Source organism: Ancylobacter oerskovii (assembly GCF_018390555.1).
Taxonomy (GTDB): Bacteria; Pseudomonadota; Alphaproteobacteria; order Rhizobiales; family Xanthobacteraceae; genus Ancylobacter; species Ancylobacter oerskovii.
In genome coordinates this window covers 179,596-199,741 of sequence record NZ_JAHBGB010000041.1, presented here as the reverse complement: position 1 = coordinate 199,741, position 20,146 = coordinate 179,596, and the positions used below count along the sequence as shown (strand labels likewise).

The 20,146-nt window shown below is 65.5% G+C and carries 17 protein-coding genes; 13 read left to right on the top strand and 4 right to left on the bottom strand.

Annotation, left to right across the window (positions count from 1 at the left end):
- Positions 1–364 precede the first annotated feature (364 nt).
- A complete protein-coding gene (oxlT, locus tag KHC19_RS19570) occupies positions 365–1,663 on the bottom strand; it encodes an oxalate/formate MFS antiporter (RefSeq protein WP_213354603.1) in 1,299 nt (432 codons plus the stop codon).
- A 422-nt stretch (positions 1,664–2,085) separates the two neighbouring features.
- Here oxlT and KHC19_RS19565 point away from each other — a divergent pair, with 422 nt between their 5' ends.
- From KHC19_RS19565 to frc (KHC19_RS19545), 5 genes are all read left to right on the top strand, one after another.
- On the top strand, positions 2,086–2,787 hold the full coding sequence (locus KHC19_RS19565; RefSeq protein WP_343207762.1) for a GntR family transcriptional regulator: 702 nt from the start codon (positions 2,086–2,088) through the stop codon (positions 2,785–2,787).
- Positions 2,788–3,285: 498 nt separating this feature from the next.
- Positions 3,286–3,993, top strand: coding sequence for a GntR family transcriptional regulator (locus tag KHC19_RS19560; RefSeq protein ID WP_213355155.1), 708 nt, complete (start codon positions 3,286–3,288; stop codon positions 3,991–3,993).
- 252 nt (positions 3,994–4,245) lie between these two features.
- Positions 4,246–5,988 (top strand): oxalyl-CoA decarboxylase, encoded by a 1,743-nt coding sequence (gene oxc, locus KHC19_RS19555; RefSeq protein WP_213354599.1) that lies wholly within the window; start codon positions 4,246–4,248, stop codon positions 5,986–5,988.
- Positions 5,989–6,153: 165 nt separating this feature from the next.
- Positions 6,154–7,431: a formyl-CoA transferase gene (frc, locus tag KHC19_RS19550; RefSeq protein WP_213354598.1), complete on the top strand. Its 1,278-nt coding sequence runs from the start codon at positions 6,154–6,156 to the stop codon at positions 7,429–7,431.
- Positions 7,432–7,695: 264 nt separating this feature from the next.
- A complete protein-coding gene (gene frc / locus KHC19_RS19545; protein WP_213354597.1) occupies positions 7,696–8,946 on the top strand; it encodes a formyl-CoA transferase in 1,251 nt (416 codons plus the stop codon).
- A 295-nt stretch (positions 8,947–9,241) separates the two neighbouring features.
- Here the strand turns inward: frc (KHC19_RS19545) and KHC19_RS19540 are convergent, their stop codons facing one another.
- A complete protein-coding gene (locus KHC19_RS19540; RefSeq protein WP_213354595.1) occupies positions 9,242–10,009 on the bottom strand; it encodes a hypothetical protein in 768 nt (255 codons plus the stop codon).
- A 115-nt stretch (positions 10,010–10,124) separates the two neighbouring features.
- Positions 10,125–10,943, bottom strand: coding sequence for an IclR family transcriptional regulator (locus tag KHC19_RS19535; protein ID WP_213354593.1), 819 nt, complete (start codon positions 10,941–10,943; stop codon positions 10,125–10,127).
- A gap of 327 nt (positions 10,944–11,270) precedes the next feature.
- Between KHC19_RS19535 and gcl the strand changes: the two genes are divergently transcribed.
- The 8 genes from gcl (at position 11,271) to KHC19_RS19495 (ending at position 19,841) form a co-directional block, all read left to right on the top strand.
- Positions 11,271–13,037 carry a glyoxylate carboligase gene (gene gcl / locus KHC19_RS19530; protein WP_213354591.1) on the top strand — a complete coding sequence of 589 codons (1,767 nt, stop codon included), beginning with the start codon at positions 11,271–11,273 and terminating at the stop codon, positions 13,035–13,037.
- Between the two features lie 187 nt (positions 13,038–13,224).
- Entirely contained in the window at positions 13,225–14,010 is a 786-nt protein-coding gene (otnI, locus tag KHC19_RS19525) for a 2-oxo-tetronate isomerase (protein ID WP_213354589.1), read from the top strand.
- Positions 14,011–14,050: 40 nt separating this feature from the next.
- A complete protein-coding gene (locus KHC19_RS19520; RefSeq protein ID WP_213354587.1) occupies positions 14,051–14,941 on the top strand; it encodes a 2-hydroxy-3-oxopropionate reductase in 891 nt (296 codons plus the stop codon).
- A gap of 368 nt (positions 14,942–15,309) precedes the next feature.
- Complete coding sequence (locus KHC19_RS19515) at positions 15,310–16,287, top strand: 2-dehydropantoate 2-reductase (protein WP_213354586.1); 978 nt, start codon at positions 15,310–15,312, stop codon at positions 16,285–16,287.
- An 11-nt stretch (positions 16,288–16,298) separates the two neighbouring features.
- A complete protein-coding gene (locus tag KHC19_RS19510; RefSeq protein WP_213354584.1) occupies positions 16,299–17,072 on the top strand; it encodes a fumarylacetoacetate hydrolase family protein in 774 nt (257 codons plus the stop codon).
- A 100-nt stretch (positions 17,073–17,172) separates the two neighbouring features.
- Positions 17,173–18,372, top strand: a complete 1,200-nt coding sequence (gene sucC / locus KHC19_RS19505) for an ADP-forming succinate--CoA ligase subunit beta (RefSeq protein WP_213354582.1) — start codon at positions 17,173–17,175, stop codon at positions 18,370–18,372.
- Positions 18,372–19,268: a succinate--CoA ligase subunit alpha gene (sucD, locus tag KHC19_RS19500; RefSeq protein WP_213354580.1), complete on the top strand. Its 897-nt coding sequence runs from the start codon at positions 18,372–18,374 to the stop codon at positions 19,266–19,268. The genes sucC and sucD overlap by 1 nt, the downstream gene beginning before the upstream one ends.
- Before the next feature lie 186 nt (positions 19,269–19,454).
- Entirely contained in the window at positions 19,455–19,841 is a 387-nt protein-coding gene (locus KHC19_RS19495) for a YciI family protein (protein WP_246549184.1), read from the top strand.
- A 25-nt stretch (positions 19,842–19,866) separates the two neighbouring features.
- Here KHC19_RS19495 and KHC19_RS26245 read toward each other — a convergent pair whose 3' ends face one another.
- The gene (locus tag KHC19_RS26245) at positions 19,867–19,998 is read right to left on the bottom strand and encodes a hypothetical protein (protein ID WP_281418579.1); all 132 of its coding nucleotides are present in this window, start codon (positions 19,996–19,998) and stop codon (positions 19,867–19,869) included.
- Positions 19,999–20,146: the final 148 nt, after the last annotated feature.

The window sequence follows — 20,146 nt, the reverse complement described above, 5'->3', positions numbered from 1 at the left end:
CCAATCTCCTTTTCACACTTATGTCGCACGTATGAACCAGACGATAATGTATGTATATCTTCATATACACTTGATATTAGATTCAAATGTCATGACATAAATTTTGATATATGCGAATTGTACTCAAATATAATTACAATTAATGTCGCTCACTTTAGGTCAGATAGATTTATAGATATCAAACAAGAACCTAAACTCAACGTAATTATCCTTATAGGAAATCCATATCTGACGGCGAGGCGTTCGAAAATTTCCCTATCGTCAACTTGGAATCATTCCCGAGAGCGACGTCGACAGCACAAACAAAAAGGGCGCACCTCGCGGTGCGCCCTGGCAGGAAGGAGAAAGGATCGGCGGCAGCGGATCACTCCGCGGCGACGGCCCCCAGCTTGGCGGCCTTGGCCGCCTCGGCATGCGAGCGGCGCAGCGGCTTGAGGATCACCAGCGCCATGATGGCGGCGATGATGTTCAGCGCGGCGGCGGTCACGAACACCGCGTGCCAGCTGCCGGTCACCGTGGTCAGGATGCTGGTGAACGGCACGATCAGCGCGGCGGTACCCTTGGCGGTGTAGAGCAGGCCGGCATTGGTGGTGGCGAACTTGGTGCCGAAGGCGTCGCCGCACATCGCCGGGAACAGCGAGTAGATCTCGCCCCAGGCGAAGAAGACGAGGCCGGTCAGGATCACGAACAGCACCGGGTTGGAGCCGAACACCGACAGAGCGTAGATGCCGACGCCCTCGATGGCGAAGGCGAGGAACATGGTGTTCTCGCGGCCGATATGGTCCGACACCCAGCCGAAGAACGGACGGGTCAGGCCGTTCAGCACGCGGTCGATGGCGGCGGCGAAGGTGAGCGCCGGCAGGGTGATGCCGATCAGGCTGACCGGGATGTCAGCGATGCCGAAGTCCTTGGCGATCGGGCCGAGCTGGGCGGTCGCCATCAGGCCGCCGGCGGCCATCATGACGAACATTGCGTACATCACCCAGAACAGCGGGGTGGAGAGCATCTCCTTGGGCGAGAAGTCGCGGGCGGTCTGGGCGACCTTGGAGGCGACGTTCACGGCGAAGGCAGCGATCTGCTCCTTCTTCGGCGCCATCAGGAACAGGGCGAGCACGGTGATGACGATGCCCTGGCCGATGCCGAAATAGAGGAACGCCGCCTCATAGCCCTGATTCTTGATCATGTTCTGGATCGGGATGACGGTCAGCGCCGAGCCGGCGCCGAAGCCGGCGGCGGTGATGCCGGCGGCGAGGCCGCGACGATCCGGGAACCACTTCAGCGAGTTGCCGACGCAGGTGCCGTAGACCGCGCCGGCGCCGATGCCGCCCACGGCCGCACCGAGATAGAGCATGGTCAGCGTGACCGCATAGGCGTTAATGACCCAGGCGAGGCCGCACATGATGCCGCCGAACAGCACCACGACGCGCGGGCCGTACTTGTCCACGAACCAGCCTTCGACCGGCACCAGCCAGGTCTCGGTGACGATGAAGATGGAGAAGGCCACCTGGATGGCGGCCCGATCCCAGCCGTGACGCTCCTGGATCGGGTTCACGAAGAACGTCCAGCCGTACTGCATGTTGGCGATCATGCACATGCAGATCACGCCGAACACGAGCTGCAGCCAGCGCGTCTTACTCAAAGATGACGTAACGGGAGTTGTCATGGCTTCCTCGAACGTTTCCAAACGTAATGCCTCGGCTGAACACCGTCTTGTTATTGGTTGCTTCCGTATTGTCAGGGCGTTTGACGCCACGTCAGATGACGGATCGGAAGCACGTATACTACGAATTTTTGGTTATGCAAAATTTTGCATACCAGCAATGCAGAAAAAATTCTCTGGGGAATGACGCAACGTCACTTTCCCTAACGTAATTACTTAACGTCAACTTTAGGGCCGCTGAACGCGCGGCCGCCCTCTCCTTCCCTGCGCACGGCCGAAGTGAGGATTGCATCCCTGGTCTGTGGTATACGATGATCCAGCGCGACCGCCTTTCTGGAGGATTCGCGCGCCCGGCAGCGGTCTCGACACCGATGCCGCCCCGCCCTGTCAGGGGCGGACGCATAAACGAGGACGAGGAAGCCGCCGTGGAAGCCGCCGAGACACAAGCACGCCTGAACATCGCGCCCCTCGCCGCCAATACCAGCCTGCGCGCCCTCGCCTATGACGCCATCAAGAAGGCGATCACCGAGATGGACCTGTACGGGCAGGACAACGAGATCCGGCTCGACGAGCGGCAGCTGTCGCAGGACCTCGGGGTCAGTCGCACGCCCATCCGCGAGGCGCTCACCGTGCTGGAGCAGGAGGGCTTCGTGCGCTCGGTGCCGCGCCGGGGCATCTTCGTGGTGCGCAAGTCCAAGCGCGAGATCATCGACATGATCATCGTCTGGGCGGCGCTGGAGAGCATGGCGGCGCGGCTGGCGGCGGTCCGCGCGAGCGACCGCGACCTCGCCGAGCTGCGCGACGTGTTCCACGACTTCGAAGCCGAGGCGCCGGCCGACCATATGAACGAGTATTCCGACGCCAATATCCGCTTCCACCAGACCGTCATCCGGCTGTCGGGCTGCGAGATGATCGGCGAGATGACAGCGAATCTGTTCATCCACATCCGCGGCATCCGCGCGGTGTCGATGCGCCAGGAGAATCGGGCCGAGCGCTCGCTGCAGGAGCACCAGGCGATCATCGCCGCGCTGGTCGCCCGCGACGCCGACCTGGCGGAACGGCTGGTGCGCGAGCACACCCTCGGGCTGGCGGCCCATGTGGAAAAGCACGGCAAGTTCCTGACCTGACCCGTCGCCACCGCCCCTCCCCTGCCGGCCGGATCGCCACACCGCCGCCGGCCCGCCAGGACGCGTCCGCGGAGGCGAATCTGCCGCTGGGACAGGAGCTTACGCCGGGTACGCTCTCGGCTTCGTGAAGCCGCCGCCCCGGCCGCCCCGGCCCGCGCGCCGGGCACCTCGACGATCCGAAAATCCAGCAACCGCATCGTTTCCGGCCTGCCGCCCGTGTCGGGAGGAACATTTTGCCCCTCGGGACGGCAAAGTGTTCAGCCGCTCTCGCCATGCGACTTCCGTCGTGGTATATTGCATACGCAATGATGGAACGCTGGATGCCAAAGCCTCATAGAAGGCTGATCCATCAACGATAATGGCTTTGGGACGAGAAACGCCGCGGTCTCCGCGGACACCGGGATCGCCGATTGACATGCTGGTATTTGGTATGCCAAATTTCGAAGAAATCCGCGGCGGGCTCGTCCCGGTGAGGATTTTTTCGTGAGTAAGGCAGCTTTGAACAAGAGGTGGCAGAACGGCGACAATGGCCTCGCCATTGAGCGTCTGCCGGCGAAGGAGAGCTTCAAGAGCAGGGCCTATGCCGCTCTGAAGGAAGCCATCACCAACATGAACATCTACGGCTCGGACGAGCCGATGCTGCTCGACGAGCGAGACATTTCCGAGCGCCTTGGCGCAAGCCGCACGCCGATCCGCGAGGCGGTGGCGATGCTGGAGCAGGAAGGCCTGCTCAGGGCCGTGCCGAGGCGAGGCATTCTGGTGGTGCGCCGCACCAAGGCCGAGATCATCGAGATGATCGAGGCCTGGGCGGCGCTGGAGAGCATGGCGGCTCGCCTCGCAACCTCCCGCGCGAGCGACGAGGCGATCGCCGAATTGAGGGCCTTTTTCAAGGAGTTCGACCTGAACCGGATCGAGCGCGAGCGGTGCGACGAATATTCGACCGCGAATATCGCGTTCCACCAGGCGCTGATCCGGCTGAGCGGCTCCTCTCTACTCGCGGCGATGACGGACAACCTGTTCTTCCACGTTCGGGCCATCCGTCACCGCACGATCTTCGAGATGGACCGGGCGCAACGTTCGGCGTCCGATCATCTCGAAATCATCCAGGCAATCGAGGCGCGGGACGCAGACCGCGCCGAGCGTTTGGTCCGAGACCACACGCTCCGGCTGGCGAGGCATGTCGAGAGCCACGTGAACCTTGACTAGAGCGGCGGACCGCCTCGGCGGTTCGCCGACGGGACATGTCGACGATCTGGGACGTGAAGGCATGGGTATGGATGGAAAGCGAGCGGAAAGCATGTCGGCGGATGCGCCGGCGGCGAACCGCCTGCGGAGCGGCCGCCGGGATGGCGCGGCCTGCGTTTCCGTCATGCCCCGGCCGGCTCCGGGTCCGGCGGGCCTGACACTCTGGCGATGATCTTCAAAAACGGTGCAGACAAGATTCCGGGAGGAAGCAGGATGTCCGCAGTAGCACAAGTGATTGACACGAATTCCGCCGCCGAGACCGAAGTGGAGCTGACCGACGGCTTCCACCTCGTCATCGATGCGCTCAAACTCAACGGCATCGAGACCATCTACGGCGTCCCGGGCATCCCGATCACCGATCTCGGCCGCATGGCGCAGGCCGAAGGCATCCGGGTGGTGTCGTTCCGCCACGAGCAGAACGCCGGCAACGCCGCCGCCATCGCCGGCTTCCTCACCAAGAAGCCCGGCATCTGCCTCACCGTCTCGGCTCCCGGCTTCCTCAACGGCCTGACCGCCCTGGCCAACGCCACCACCAACTGCTTCCCGATGATCCTCATCTCCGGCTCGTCCGAGCGTGAGATCGTCGACCTGCAGCAGGGCGACTACGAGGAGATGGACCAGCTCGCCATCGCCAAGCCGCTCTGCAAGGCCGCCTTCCGCGTGCTGCACGCCGCCGACATCGGCATCGGTGTCGCCCGCGCGATCCGCGCCGCGGTGTCCGGCCGTCCGGGCGGCGTCTATCTCGACCTGCCGGCCAAGCTGTTCTCTCAGGTCATGGACGCCGAAGCCGGCGCCAAGTCGCTGGTGAAGGTCATCGACGCCGCTCCCGAGCAGCTGCCCGCCCCGTCGGCCATCGAGCGTGCGCTCGAGGTGCTGAAGTCGGCCAAGAAGCCGCTGATCATCCTCGGCAAGGGCGCCGCCTATGCCCAGGCCGACGAGGAGATCCGCTCCTTCATCGAGACCACCGGCATCCCCTTCCTGCCGATGTCGATGGCCAAGGGCCTGCTGCCCGACACCCATCCGCTCAATGCCGGCGCGGCGCGCTCCACCGTCCTGAAGGATTCGGACGTCGTCCTGCTCGTCGGCGCCCGCCTGAACTGGCTGCTGTCGCACGGCAAGGGCAAGACCTGGGGCGACGCCCCGAAGAAGTTCATCCAGATCGACATCGAGCCGAAGGAGATGGACTCCAACGTCGAGATCGTCGCTCCGCTGGTCGGCGACATCGGCTCGGTGATCGGCGCGCTGAACGAGGGCATCAAGTCCGGCTGGACCGCCCCGTCCGACGCGTGGCTCGGCGACATCAAGGCGCGCAAGGAAGTCAACATCGCCAAGATGTCCCAGCGCCTGCTCAAGAACTCCACCCCGATGGACTTCCACTCGGCGCTCGGCGCGCTGAAGCAGGTGATCAAGGAGCGTCCCGACGCCATCCTGGTCAACGAAGGCGCCAACACGCTCGACCTCGCCCGCGGCGTCATCGACATGTACCAGCCGCGCAAGCGCCTGGACGTCGGCACCTGGGGCGTGATGGGCATCGGCATGGGCTTCGCCGTCGCGGCGGCGGTGGAAACCGGCAAGCCGGTGCTGGCGGTCGAGGGCGACTCGGCCTTCGGCTTCTCCGGCATGGAGGTGGAGACGATCTGCCGCTACAACCTGCCGGTCTGCATCGTGGTGTTCAACAATAACGGCATCTATCGCGGCCTCGACACCGACCCGACCGGCCGCGATCCCGGCACCACCGTCTTCGTCAAGGACTCGCGCTACGACAAGATGATGGAGGCCTTCGGCGGCGTCGGCTACAACGCCACCACGCCGGACGAGCTGAAGCGTTTCGTCGACGAGGCGATGAATTCCGGTCGTCCGACCCTGATCAACGCCGTCATCGACCCGGCGGCGGGCAGCGAGAGCGGCAACATCGGCAGCCTCAACCCGCAGAGCGTCGTCAAGAAGAAGAGCTGACACGACCAACGCCCTTCGAGCCAAGCGGGCCCTGGCTCGAAGGGTGACGACACGAGTTGGACGATGGGCGGCCGAGGGATTTCACCCTTCGGCCGCCCTTCGCCTCCCCCAAAAAACGACAGCATCGGCGCAAAAGCCGGGCACCATATTTGGAGAGGGAACCTCATGGGCAAGGCACTGGACGGCGTCCGAATCCTCGATTTCACCCATGTTCAATCCGGCCCGACCTGCACGCAGCTGCTGGCCTGGTTCGGCGCCGACGTCATCAAGGTGGAGCGTCCCGGCGAAGGCGACGTGACGCGCGCGCAGCTGCGCGATGTCCCGAATGCTGACAGCCTCTATTTCACCATGCTGAATTCGAACAAGCGTTCGATCACGCTCGACACCAAGAATCCCGAGGGCAAGAAGGTCCTTGAGGAACTGGTGAAGATCTGCGACGTGATGGTGGAGAATTTCGCTCCCGGCGCGCTCGACCGCATGGGCTTCACCTGGGAGCGCATCCAGGAACTCAATCCCCGCATCATCCTCGCCTCGGTGAAGGGCTTCGGCCCCGGCCCGTTCGAGGACTGCAAGGTCTATGAAAACGTCGCCCAGTGCACCGGCGGCTCGGCCTCGACCACCGGTTTCCGCGACGGCCTTCCCCTCGTCACCGCGGCGCAGATCGGCGATTCCGGCACCGGCCTGCATCTCGCGCTCGGCATCGTCACCGCGCTCTACCAGCGCACCCTGACCGGCCGCGGCCAGAAGGTGCTGTGCGCCATGCAGGACGCGGTGCTGAATTTCTGCCGCGTGAAGCTGCGCGACCAGCAGCGCCTCGATCGCGGCCCGCTGCGCGAATACAGCCAGTTCGGCGAAGGCATCCCGTTCGGCGATGCCACGCCGCGCGCGGGCAACGATTCCGGCGGCGGCCAGCCCGGGCGCATCCTGCGCTGCAAGGGCTGGGAGACCGATCCCAACGCCTATATCTACTTCATCACCCAGGCGCCGGTCTGGGCCAAGATCTGCGACGTCATCCACGAGCCCGACTGGAAGACCGACCCGAACTACGCGACGCCGGCGGCCCGGCTGCCGCATCTGAACGAGATCTTCACCCGCATCGAGGCGTGGACCATGGCCCACACCAAGTTCGAGGCGATGGAGATCCTCAACCAGTACGACATCCCCTGCGGGCCGGTGCTCTCCATGAAGGAGATCGCCGAGGATCGCTCGCTCTACGAGACCGGCACGCTGGTGGAGGTCGATCACCCCACGCGCGGCGCCTACCTGACCGTCGGCAACCCGATCAAGCTGTCGGACAACGACGTGCCGGTGGAGCGTTCGCCGCTGCTCGGCGAGCACACCGAGGAGATTCTGGCGCAGGTGCTCGGCTTCGATGCCGACCGCATCGACAGCGTCAAGTCCTCCGGCGCGGTGGGCGAGCCGGTGCGGCAGGCAGCCGAATAGGCGCGCACGAAGGAATTGCGCGGGTTGCGGCGGCAATGCCGCGGCCCGCGCGGCAAGACCTAAGGTGGCGAGAAGAAGTCGTGAATGGTCGGCCATCCGCCCGTTCGATGTCGAAGCACCACCTGGGACGTGTTTCGCCGGTCCTGCCGGCGGAAGACGGGGAGACGGAAGCTCCTGATACCTGCGCGGGTAGGAGCCTATTCTACGGCACGCTCGGGAGAGCCGTCGTGCCGAACGAAACCGAATAAAGGGAAGTCGACAACGATGTCTAAGCCGCTTGAAGGTATTAAGATCATCGATTTCACCCACGTCCAGGCGGGTCCCGCCTGCACCCAGCTTCTCGCCTGGTTCGGCGCCGACGTGATCAAGGTTGAGCGCCCCGGTGCGGGCGACGTCACGCGCAGCCAGCTTCGCCATGTGAAGGACGCCGACGCGCTGTACTTCACCATGCTGAACTCCAACAAGCGCTCCCTGACGCTGGACACCAAGACCCAGCAGGGCAAGGAAGTGCTGACCAAGCTCATCAAAGAATCGGACGTCATGGTCGAGAATTTCGGCCCCGGCGCGCTCGATCGCATGGGCTTCACCTGGGCGCACATCCAGGAGCTCAACCCGGGCATGATCCTCGCCTCGGTGAAGGGCTTCTCGGAAGGCCACGCCTATGAAGACCTGAAGGTGTACGAGAACGTCGCGCAGTGCGCCGGCGGCGCCGCCTCCACCACCGGCTTCTGGGATGGCCCGCCGACCGTGTCGGCCGCCGCGCTCGGCGATTCGAACACCGGCATGCATCTCGCCATCGGCATCCTCACGGCGCTGCATGGGAAGAACAAGACCGGCAAGGGCCAGAAGGTCGCCGTCTCCATGCAGGATTCGGTGCTGAACCTCTGCCGCGTGAAGCTGCGCGACCAGCAGCGCCTCGACGCCCTCGGCTACCTGGAAGAGTATCCCCAGTACCCGCATGGCGAGTTCTCGGACGTGGTTCCGCGCGGCGGCAATGCCGGCGGCGGCGGCCAGCCGGGCTGGGTGCTGAAGTGCAAGGGCTGGGAGACCGACCCGAACGCCTACATCTACTTCACGGTGCAGGGTCACGCCTGGGCGCCGATCTGCAAGGCGCTGAACAAGCCCGAGTGGATCGATGATCCGGCCTACAACACCGCCGAGGCCCGCCAGGACAAGATCTTCGACATCTTCGCCTTCATCGAGGGCTGGCTCGCCGACAAGACCAAGTTCGAGGCCATCGACATCCTGCGCAAGTTCGACATTCCCTGCGCGCCGGTGCTGTCGATGAAGGAGATCGCCAACGACCCGTCGCTGCGCAAGAGCGGCACCGTGGTCGAGGTGGAGCACCCGAAGCTCGGCAAGTACCTGACCGTCGGCTCGCCGATCAAATTCTCGGACGTCGAGGTCGAAGTGACCGCCTCGCCGCTGCTCGGCCAGCACACCAACGAAGTGCTCGCCGACCTCGGCTACTCGCAGGAAGAGATTTCCGCCCTGCACGACGCCAAGGCGGTCTGATCCGTCGCGTCACGACCCGCGGCCACGCCGCGGGTCCCGGTCGGGGCGCTTGCCCCGGTTCGATATGAGGATTGGCCCGGCGGCGCATTCGACGCCCCGCGGCCCACGAGCCTCCCGGAGCGGAACGCTCTGGCGACTGCATCGGCCGGATGATCAATCCGGGCGGGACAGCCACCTGACGTTCGGTTCCTCCTAGGCGACTGAGGCCGGCGCACCCGGAGAGCGGGGCGCCGGCCAACTTTTTTCTTCCCGGCTTTTTCGTGCAGGCCACCCGGCGGCAACTGCCGATGCCCGCCTACAGCGGCGGCAGCACCGCAGGTTCCGCGATCGGCGCACGCGTCGGCGTCCTATGGGGAAAGCGCAGTTCGACCCCGCCGCCGGCCGGGGCGGAAGCCAGCACCGGGACGCCGCATTCCATCACCGACGCCGCAGACGGCTCCAGCGTGTAGAGGAAGCAGGCCGGCAGCGGCGACGGCGAGCGCTGCCGCGCGACGGCGGCGAATCCGCTGGGCACGAACGGCCTTTCCAGTTCCGGCGCCGCGAAACTGTTGGGCGCGATGAGCGATCCGCCGGCCCGGCAGCGCCGGCTTGCGGGGAACGCCTCCCAGCGATGCACGATGGTCGTCGCACCGCTGCGGGTGGCGAAGGGCAAGGTCGCGACCGATTCCTGCGACGGCAGCAGCGCGCCCGCGAGCACCGCCGGCGCCGACAGCGCCTCGGGAAGCCTCGATGCCGGCGCCGCGGCGCCCTGCAATTCCAGCATCGGCAGGGAGCCCATGGACCGGACCGGCGCCAGCTTCGGGACCGGCCAGAGATAGTCCAGCCACTCCTCGAAGAGCTCCAGCCGCCGCGGGCAATCGGAGTGCAACCAGGGCGAGCGGAAATAGGCCATGCCCTCGACCGGCTCGACGGGCGTGCCGAGTTCCTCGGCCTTCACCGCCACCAGCCCGCCGATCACCAGATAGACCTCGCCTCCCGCTCCTCCACGGGCGAGATGCAGGTCCATCCGCCACTCGGGTACCTCATCGAAGATTTGGGGATCGGGCACGCGCCAGAGCTGCATCAGGCAATACTTTGCTGAGTGATGACAGCACGAACATACCTATGGTTGCCGCAAAGACAACCTCAACGTGTGACGCGAATCGATAAAATTTCACGCCGATATCGGCAAAATTTCATCAGGATCCCGAATAGCGCTGCGTCAGCCGCCGGGCGGCCTCGCGCACGCGGGCGCCGAGGTCGAGAATCCGCTCGGGCGGCATGCGCACCGTCGGCGCGGAGATCGAGATCGCCCCCACCGGCTCCTGCCATTCGTCGAGCACCGCGGCGGCAACGCAGCGCATGCCCGGCGTATGCTCCTCGTCGTCGATGGAGAAGCCGCGCTCGGCGATCTCGGCGAGATCGCCCTGCAAGGCGCGCCGGCTCACATGGGTGTGCTCGGTGAAGCGCTGCAACTGGTCGCCCCCGAGCCAGGCCCGCCGGGCCTCCGGGTTCATCGCCGCGAGGATCGCCTTGCCGCCGCCGGAAGCATGGATCGGCAGCGCGCCGCCGATGCGGAAGAACGCCCGCACGGCGGCATGGCTTTCCACCTGCGCGACGCAGATCAGATGCGGCCCGTCGATCATCGAGAGATTGACCGTCTCCCCCACCCCGCCGGACAGTTCGCGCAGCAGCAGGCGGGAGATTTCCGGCAGCTTGCGGATGCGCAGATAGGCCGAGCCGATGCGGAACAGGCCGAGCCCCACCATCCACTGCCCGGTCGCCGGGTCGTTGCCCACCAGGCCGCGACGGTCCAGCGTGGCGAGCAGGCGATGCACGGTGGAGGTCGGCAGCTCGGCGCGGCGGGCGAGTTCGCTCAGCGTCATGCCGTCGGAGAGCGCCAGCACCTCCAGAAGCGAGATGGCGCGGTCGAGCGACTGCACCTCGCCGCCGCTCTCCGTCGCCCCCGAGGAGGAAGGGCGTCCGCGGCGTCGAATGCTGGTTACGGCCTCGGTCATCTCATCCCTCCGCAGGCGACGGCGCGGCGCCAGCCGCCTTTCCCAAAGGTCGCAGCACCATAAAGGCGCAACTTCTCTTTTTTCGCAAATCAGAAATATATCCCGTATTGCGGAAATGGGAGACCCATGGCATGTTTTCCGCGATTTCGGAAATTCATTCCGCAGCGCGGAATAATGCTGCCCTGCAGCATCATCCGCGACGGGGTTGAAAAGGGACCGACACCAACCGACCCGTCGGCGCTCCGCTGCCTGCCCTGCATCGGCAGGGCGAGGCGCGCCGGACGGGTCGCCTGTCATGCCGCCAGAAGGCGGCGAGGAGGAAATGCCATGGCCAAGATGCGTGCCGTCGATGCTGCGATCCGGGTTCTCGAGAAGGAAGGCGTGACCACCGCTTTCGGCGTGCCGGGGGCGGCGATCAATCCGCTCTATTCCGCCATGCGCGCCCACGGGAAGATGCGCCACGTCCTCGCCCGCCACGTCGAGGCCGCCTCGCACATGGCCGAGGGCTACACCCGCGCCAAGGCCGGCAATATCGGCGTGTGCATCGGCACCTCCGGCCCGGCCGGCACCGACATGATCACCGGCCTCTATTCGGCCGCCGCGGATTCGATCCCGATCCTGTGCATCACCGGCCAGGCCCCCCGCGCGCGCCTCTACAAGGAGGACTTCCAGGCGGTCGACATCGAATCCATCGCCAAGCCGGTCGCCAAGTGGGCGGTCATGGTCCGCGAGCCGGCGCTGGTGCCGATGGTGTTCCAGCAGGCCTTCCACATCATGCGCTCCGGCCGTCCCGGCCCGGTGCTCATCGACCTGCCGATCGACGTCCAGCTGGCCGAGATCGAGTTCGACGAGGACACCTACGCGCCGCTGGAGGTCTACAAGCCGAAGGCCACGCGCAAGCAGGCCGAGAAGGCCATCGAGATGCTGAACGCGGCCGAGAAGCCGCTCATCATCTCCGGCGGCGGCGTCATCAATGCCGATGCCTCCGACCTGCTGGTCGAGTTCGCCGAGCTCACCGGCGTGCCGGTCATCCCCACCCTGATGGGCTGGGGCACCATCGCCGACGATCACGACCTGATGGCCGGCATGTGCGGCCTGCAGACCTCGCACCGCTACGGTAATGCCAACATGCTGGCCTCGGACTTCGTGTTCGGCATCGGCAATCGCTGGGCGAACCGCCACACCGGCTCGGTCGACGTCTACACCAAGGGCCGCACCTTCATCCATGTCGACATCGAGCCGACCCAGATCGGCCGCGTCTTCGGCCCGGATCTCGGCATCGTGTCGGACGCCAAGGCGGCGCTGGAGCTCTTCATCGAGGTGGCCAAGGAGTACAAGGCCGCCGGCAAGCTGAAGGACCGTTCGGCCTGGGCCAAGGAATGCCTCGACCGCAAGAAGACCATGCTGCGCAAGACGCATTTCGACAACGTGCCGCTCAAGCCGCAGCGCGTCTATGAGGAGATGAACGAGGCGTTCGGGCGCGATACCCGCTACGTCTCCACCATCGGCCTCAGCCAGATCGCCGGCGCGCAGATGCTGCACGTCTACAAGCCGCGCAACTGGATCAATTGCGGCCAGGCCGGCCCGCTCGGCTGGACGCTGCCGGCGGCGCTCGGCGTGCGCGCGGCCGACCCGGATGCCGAGATCGTGGCGCTGTCGGGCGACTACGACTTTCAGTTCCTCATCGAGGAGCTCGCGGTCGGCGCCCAGCACAAGCTGCCCTACATCCATGTCGTCGTGAACAACTCCTATCTGGGCCTGATCCGTCAGGCCCAGCGCGGCTTCAACATGGATTTCGAGGTCTCGCTGGCCTTCGACAACATCAATGCCGAGGAAAATGCCGGCTACGGCGTCGATCACGTCGCGGTGGCGGAAGGTCTCGGCTGCAAGGCGGTGCGCGTCTCCTCGCCCAACGAGTTCAAGGACGCCTTCACCCGCGCCAAGGCGCTGATGAAGGAGCACCAGGTGCCGGTGGTGATGGAGTTCATCCTCGAGCGCGTCACCAACATCGCCATGGGCCTGGAGATCGACGCGGTCAACGAGTTCGAGGAAGTGCTCGACCTGCCGCTGGAAAGCGCCAAGGAAAACGCGTGAGCCTTCGCCTTGGGGCGTATGTCGTCCCGTGAAGCTCCGGTGGAGGCCGTCGCGCCTCCACCCGCCCCGGCGGCGTCTCTTCGATGAGGCGCGTCAAATATCTGAAACGAAAACGCTTTCTTATCGACCGGACGATCCACCGATCGACAAGAGCCCAAAAAATCCTGTCCCTGCCTAGGAGCGGTCCATGCCCCGTTTTGCCGCCAATCTCACCATGCTCTTCAACGAGGTGCCCTTTCTCGATCGCTTCGAGAAGGCCGCCGCGGCCGGCTTCACCGGCGTCGAATACCTGTTCCCCTATGATTTCCCGGTGGAGGAACTGGTCGCGAAGCTGAAGGCCAACAATCTCAGCCAGGTGCTGCACAATCTGCCGGCCGGCAATTGGGGCGCCGGCGAGCGCGGCATCGCCATCCTGCCGGAGCGCGTCGACGAGTTCCGCGACGGCGTCGACAAGGCGATCGCCTACGCCACCGCGCTGGGCTGCCCGCAGGTGAACATCCTCGCCGGCATCGTGCCCGCCGGGGCCGATCGCGAGATCCTGCACAACACCTTCGTGAACAACCTGAAATATGCCGCGCCGCGCATCAAGGACGCCGGGCTCAAGCTGCTGATCGAGCCGATCAACACCCGCGACATTCCCGGCTTCTTCCTGAACTACACCAAGCAGGCCAAGGCGATCATCGAGGAAGTCAGCTCCGACAACCTCTTCATCCAGTACGACATCTATCACATGCAGATCATGGAGGGCGATCTCGCCCGCACCATCGAGGCCAATCTGCCGCAGATCGCGCATATCCAGCTCGCCGACAATCCCGGCCGCAACGAGCCCGGCACCGGCGAGATCAATTACGGCTTCCTGTTCAAGCATCTCGACGCCATCGGCTACACCGGCTGGGTCGGCTGCGAATACAAGCCGAAGGGCGACACCGCCGCCGGGCTGGGCTGGATCTCCGCTCTCAGCGGCGCCGCCTGATCATCCCTCATTCGAAGTCTAGGACGCGAGGAAAAGAACAATGGCTAAGGTAGGATTTGTCGGTCTGGGTATCATGGGCGCGCCGATGGCGGGGCACCTGATCGATGCCGGCCACACGCTGTATCTCTACGACATCAAGCCGGTGCCGGCGGAGCTGACCGGCAAGGGCGGCGTCGCCTGCGCCAACGCCACCGAGGTGGCCAGGCAGGCCGACATCGTCATCACCATGGTGCCCGATACCCCGCATGTCGGCGCGGCGCTGTTCGGCGAGGGCGGTATCGCCGCCGGCCTGACCCCGGGCAAGATCGTCGTCGACATGTCCTCCATCGCCCCGGTGGAGACCAAGGAATACGCCAAGAAGATCAACGCTCTCGGCTGCGACTATCTCGACGCCCCGGTGTCGGGCGGCGAGGTCGGCGCCAAGGCCGCCTCGCTCACCATCATGGTCGGCGGCCCGGAGACGGCCTTCGAGACGGTGAAGCCGCTGTTCGAGAAGATGGGCAAGAACATCACGTTGGTCGGCGGCAATGGCGACGGCCAGACCACCAAGGTGGCGAACCAGATCATCGTGGCGCTCAACATCCTCGCGGTCGGCGAGGCGCTGTTGTTCGCCTCGAAGGCCGGCGCGGATCCGGCCAAGGTGCGCCAGGCGCTGATGGGCGGCTTCGCCAATTCGCGCATCCTCGAGGTGCATGGCGAGCGCATGGTGAAGCGGACCTTCAATCCCGGCTTCCGCATCGAGCTGCACCAGAAGGACCTGAACCTGGCGCTGAACGGCGCGCGGCAGATGCAGATGTCGCTGCCGTCGACGGCGCTGGCGCAGCAGCTGTTCTCCTCGGTGGCGGCGCATGGCGGCGCGGCGCTCGATCACTCGGCGCTGGTGAAGGCGCTCGAGCTGCTCGCCAACCACACCGTCGCCCCCGACGCGTGATCGTCTTTTCGCATCGGCCGGTCCGTTTTCCCGATCGGACATGCGCCGTCAAATGAGTAAGCATTGCTGCCCCGGTAGTGGAACTCCGCTGCCGGGGCAGTCTTTTGATGGCAGACAGAGACAATTGTTCTGCGATTTACAACGCTTTACACGGTAGACAATACACCACCGTCGCGCTTAACTTGAATCAATGCCGGGAAACTGCCCCTGCCTCGGCGACAACCGACGTAACGGCAGGCGCGACGTTTTCGCGCGGGGGCAAAATGAGCCTTGACGAAAGTCGTAGTGTGCCCAATCATGGCATACAAAATACCAGATAATGACGTCCGCGACGTACGGGGGTCGAAGCGGACAATGGAGGGAGCCCAATGAAGGTCTGCATTTATGGTGCCGGCGCCATCGGTGGTTATGTCGGCGTGCAGCTCAAGCGCGCGGGCGTCGATGTCAGCCTGGTCGCGCGTGGTCCGCATCTCGAAGCCATGAAGGCCAACGGCCTCAAGCTGCTCATCGATGGCGAGGAGCGGGTCGAGCACATTCCCTGCTCGGACAATCCGGCCGATCTCGGCGTGCAGGATTACGTCATCGTCGCGCTGAAGGGTCATTCGGTCCCGGGCGTGGTCGATGCCATGCAGCCGCTGCTGGGCAACGACACCGCCGTGGTCACCGCGGTCAACGGCGTGCCCTACTGGTACTATTACAAGCACGGCGACCAGCTCGAGGGCACCACGCTGGAAAGCGTCGATCCCGGCGGCAAGCAGTGGAAGGGCCTGCGTCCCGAGCGCGCCATCGGCTGCATCGTCTATCCGGCGACCGAAGTGGTGGCGCCGGGCGTCATCCAGCACGTCTATGGCGACAAGTTCCCGCTCGGCGAGCCCTCGGGCGAGATCTCCGAGCGCGTGACCAAGCTGTCGGAAGCCTTCGCGGCCGGCGGCCTGCGGGCCCCGGTGATGCCGAACATCCGCGACGAGCTGTGGCTGAAGCTGTGGGGCAATCTCTGCTTCAACCCGATCAGCGCGCTCACCCACGCCACCCTCGACACCATCGCCGGTGATCCGGGCACCCGCGCCGTCGCCAAGGCGATGATGCTGGAGGCGCAGGAGATCGCCGTGCAGTCCGGCGTGAACTTCCGCGTCGGTGTCGAGCGCCGCATCGACGGCGCCGGCGCGGTCGGTGCCCACAAGACCTCGATGCTGCAGGATCTCGAGCGCTCGCGCGCCATGGAGATCGATCCGCTCGTCACCGTGGTGCAGGAGATGGGACGCCTCGCCGGCATCCCGACCCCGACCATCGACATCGTGCTGGCTCTGGTGCGTCAGCGCGCCCAGATCGCCGGCTGCTACAACTGAGTCCCGCGTAAATGGCACATTGGGTTCGTTTCGAGCGCTCGGGCGTCGCCGGTTTCGGCACGCTCGAGGGCGAAAGCATCGCCGTCCACACCGGCAACATGTTCGACGGCGCGCAGCCGACGGGCGAGAGCCTCGCTCTCGCCTCGGTGAAGCTGCTCACCCCGACGGTTCCCACCAAGATCATCGCCTTGTGGAACAATTTCCACGCCCTGGCGGCGAAGCTGAACTCCCCCGTCCCCGCCGATCCGCTCTACCTGCTGAAGGCCGGCTCCTGCCTCACCGAGCCCGGCGCGGAAGTGCGCCGCCCGGCGAGCTATGACGGCAAGGTGGTCTATGAGGGCGAGCTCGGCATCGTCATCGGCAAGACCGCGACCAATGTCTCCGAGGAAGAGGCCGGGGCGCACATCTTCGGCTATACCTGCGTCAACGACATCACCGCCGCCGACATCATCAACAAGGACGCCACCTTCGCCCAGTGGGTGCGGGCCAAGAGCTTCGACGGCTTCGGCCCGTTCGGCCCGGTCGTCGCCACCGATGTCGATCCCGCGACGCTGGTGGTGCGCACCGTCCTCAATGGCGACGAGCGCCAGCGCTACCCGATCAGCGACATGGTGTTCTCCGCGCGCCAGCTGGTGAGCCGCATCTCGCACGACATGACGCTCAACCCCGGCGACGTCATCTGCTGCGGCACCTCGCTCGGTGTCGGCACCATGAAGAATCCCACCAACACGGTGGAGATCACGATTGAGGGCATCGGCACCCTCAGCAACACTTTCGTGCAGTAGCGTCCTTGCGCCGCAGCGCGTAATAGGGAAAACGGATACGCCAATCGACGGGAGCGCTTGTCGGCGCTCCCGGCCGTCCGGTTGTGGAGGAGCGGGATTTATGAACATCCATGAATATCAGGCCAAGGGAGTGCTCCGCGAATTCGGAGTCCCGGTGCCGAGCGGCGTTGCGGTCCTGACCGCCGGCGAGGCCGATGCCGCGGCGGCGAAGATCGCCGGCCCGGTGTGGGTCGTGAAGAGCCAGATCCACGCCGGCGGCCGCGGCAAGGGCAAGTTCAAGGAAGCCGAGGCGGGCGAGAAGGGCGGCGTGCGCGTCGTCAAGTCCGCCGCCGATGCGGCCGCCAATGCCAAGCAGATCCTCGGCAAGACGCTGGTGACCATCCAGACCGGCCCGGCCGGCAAGCAGGTCAACCGCGTCTATATCGAGGAAGGCTCCGACATCGACAAGGAGTTCTACCTCTCCGCCCTTGTCGACCGCGCCACCTCGCGCATCGCCTTCGTGGTCTCCACCGAAGGCGGCATGGACATCGAGGAAGTCGCCCACTCGACCCCCGAGAAGATCCACACCTTCTCGATCGACCCGGCGACCGGCGTCATGCCGCATCACGGCCGCACCGTCGCCCAGGCGCTCGGCCTCACCGGCGACCTCGCCAAGCAGGCGGGCAGCCTGGTTGACAAACTTTACAAGGCCTTCGTCGCCAAGGACATGGCGATGCTGGAGATCAACCCGCTGGTGGTCACCAAGGGCGGCGAGCTGAAGTGCCTCGACGCCAAGATCTCCTTCGATTCCAACTCGCTCTACCGTCACCCGGACGTGCTCGCCCTGCGCGACGAGACCGAGGAGGACGCCAAGGAGATCGAGGCGTCGAAGTACGACCTCGCCTATATCGCCCTCGACGGCACCATCGGCTGCATGGTGAACGGCGCCGGCCTCGCCATGGCGACGCTGGACATCATCAAGCTCTACGGGGAATCCCCCGCCAACTTCCTGGACGTCGGCGGCGGCGCCACCGAGGAAAAGGTGACGGCGGCGTTCAAGATCATCACCGCCGATCCGCAGGTGAAGGGCATCCTGGTCAACATCTTCGGCGGCATCATGAAGTGCGACGTCATCGCCCGCGGCGTGCTCGCGGCGGTGAAGACGGTCGGCCTCGAAGTGCCCCTGGTGGTGCGCCTCGAAGGCACCAATGTCGAGGAAGGCAAGGCGATCATCCGCGAGAGCGGGCTGAACGTCATCCCGGCGGACGATCTCGACGACGCCGCCCAGAAGATCGTCAAGGCGGTGAAGGAGGCTGCGTGATGTCGGTACTCATCAATAGCAACACCAAGATCATCACCCAGGGCTTCACGGGCAAGAACGGCACCTTCCACTCCGAGCAGGCGCTGGCCTATGGCTCGAAGGTGGTCGGCGGCACCTCCCCGGGCAAGGGCGGCTCCACCCATCTCGGCCTGCCGGTGTTCGACACCGTCGCCGAGGCCAGGGAGAAGACCGGCGCCGACGCCTCGGTGATCTACGTGCCGCCGCCGGGCGCGGCCGACGCCATCTGCGAGGCGATCGCGGCGGAGATCCCGCTCATCGTCTGCATCACCGAAGGCATTCCGGTGCTCGACATGGTGAAGGTGCGCCGCGCGCTCGACGGCTCCAAGTCGCGCCTCGTCGGCCCGAACTGCCCGGGCATCGTCACCGCCGGCGAATCGAAGATCGGCATCATGCCGGCCAACATCTTCAAGAAGGGCAATGTCGGCATCGTCTCGCGGTCGGGCACGCTGACCTATGAGGCGGTGTTCCAGACCTCGCAGGAAGGCCTCGGCCAGACCACCGCGGTCGGCATCGGCGGCGACCCGGTGAAGGGCACCGAGTTCATCGACGTGCTCGAACTGTTCCTTGCCGACGACGCCACCGAGTCGATCGTGATGATCGGCGAGATCGGCGGCTCGGCGGAAGAGGAAGCCGCGCAGTTCCTCAAGGACGAGGCCAAGCGCGGCCGCAAGAAGCCGATGGTCGGCTTCATCGCCGGCCGCACCGCCCCTCCCGGCCGCCGCATGGGCCATGCCGGCGCCATCATCTCCGGCGGCAAGGGCGGCGCCGAGGACAAGATCGCGGCGATGGAAGAGGCCGGCATCGTGGTCTCCCCCTCCCCCGCGCGCCTCGGCAAGACGCTGGTCGACGTGCTGAACAAGCGCGCCGCCGCCTGATCGGCCGATCCGGCCGACGGCCTGAAACGTCGAAGCCCCGCTCCGGTCTCCCGGAGCGGGGCTTTTTCATGCGGGTGATCATGTGCGGCCCGGTCGACATCGGCGAGCGGCGCCATGAGGCGGCCATACGGTGTGAGGTCGATTGCCCGATGCGGAACCCTCGCGGGGTCTCGGCCATTCTCCCTTATGGCCCGCGACGTCCTCGTGGGAGCGCGCCGGGGGCGACAGGAGGAACAGGCCATGCCGCTATTCGTGACGATCGGATATGGCGACCGCGCGGGTTACGAGCGTATCGCGCCGGCCCTGCGCGACGTCGCACATGCTCATGACGAAAAGCTGCGCCGCGACGGCGCGCTGATGGGCATAGCCGGCGCCCCCGTGCAGTTGCGCAACCCGGAGGCGACGCGACTGGAAGCCACGGACGGCGCCTTCATGTCGTCGCCGCTGCCGGTCGCCGGCTTTGCGGTGATCGAAGCCGACGACATGGCGCAGGCCATCCGCCTGGTATCGCTCACGCCCTGCGCCGTCGCGCACGGCGTCGTCGAGATCTGGCCTCTGCAGGCCGGCAATTGAAAGATCCGCGCCGGCCGGCAGGGCGTCAGATCGGGTAGGCTTCCGGCGGCAGCGTGGCCAGCTCGGCCTCGGCCGAAAGCGTGCGGGCGACCAGCATCGTCATCCAGGCGTGGGCGATGACCAGAACCGGCAGGACCGGGAGAACCGCGTCGAACATGTGTGCCTCCGTGAAACAGTGTCGGAGCACAAGTTAAGTCCGGCATTTTGTATCTGGTATACCAGATGCCACATCCTGCCCATGCGACCGGCGCATGGCTGGCCGCTTCCGCCCGCAAGGACGCTGCGGAAGGTTGAAAAGTCGCGAA

What these genes read in the sequence shown, in the direction of transcription:
- gcl (WP_213354591.1), top strand. Translation starts at nt 11,271, where the DNA reads ATGGCCAAGATGCGTGCCGTCGATGCTGCGATCCGGGTTCTCGAGAAG.
- oxc (WP_213354599.1), top strand. Translation starts at nt 4,246, where the DNA reads ATGTCCGCAGTAGCACAAGTGATTGACACGAATTCCGCCGCCGAGACC.
- otnI (WP_213354589.1), top strand. Translation starts at nt 13,225, where the DNA reads ATGCCCCGTTTTGCCGCCAATCTCACCATGCTCTTCAACGAGGTGCCC.
- frc (WP_213354598.1), top strand. Translation starts at nt 6,154, where the DNA reads ATGGGCAAGGCACTGGACGGCGTCCGAATCCTCGATTTCACCCATGTT.
- KHC19_RS26245 (WP_281418579.1), bottom strand. Translation starts at nt 19,998, where the DNA reads ATGTTCGACGCGGTTCTCCCGGTCCTGCCGGTTCTGGTCATCGCCCAC.
- KHC19_RS19520 (WP_213354587.1), top strand. Translation starts at nt 14,051, where the DNA reads ATGGCTAAGGTAGGATTTGTCGGTCTGGGTATCATGGGCGCGCCGATG.
- KHC19_RS19515 (WP_213354586.1), top strand. Translation starts at nt 15,310, where the DNA reads ATGAAGGTCTGCATTTATGGTGCCGGCGCCATCGGTGGTTATGTCGGC.
- sucD (WP_213354580.1), top strand. Translation starts at nt 18,372, where the DNA reads ATGTCGGTACTCATCAATAGCAACACCAAGATCATCACCCAGGGCTTC.
- oxlT (WP_213354603.1), bottom strand. Translation starts at nt 1,663, where the DNA reads ATGACAACTCCCGTTACGTCATCTTTGAGTAAGACGCGCTGGCTGCAG.
- sucC (WP_213354582.1), top strand. Translation starts at nt 17,173, where the DNA reads ATGAACATCCATGAATATCAGGCCAAGGGAGTGCTCCGCGAATTCGGA.
- KHC19_RS19495 (WP_246549184.1), top strand. Translation starts at nt 19,455, where the DNA reads ATGGCCCGCGACGTCCTCGTGGGAGCGCGCCGGGGGCGACAGGAGGAA.
- frc (WP_213354597.1), top strand. Translation starts at nt 7,696, where the DNA reads ATGTCTAAGCCGCTTGAAGGTATTAAGATCATCGATTTCACCCACGTC.
- KHC19_RS19540 (WP_213354595.1), bottom strand. Translation starts at nt 10,009, where the DNA reads ATGCAGCTCTGGCGCGTGCCCGATCCCCAAATCTTCGATGAGGTACCC.
- KHC19_RS19535 (WP_213354593.1), bottom strand. Translation starts at nt 10,943, where the DNA reads ATGACCGAGGCCGTAACCAGCATTCGACGCCGCGGACGCCCTTCCTCC.
- KHC19_RS19510 (WP_213354584.1), top strand. Translation starts at nt 16,299, where the DNA reads ATGGCACATTGGGTTCGTTTCGAGCGCTCGGGCGTCGCCGGTTTCGGC.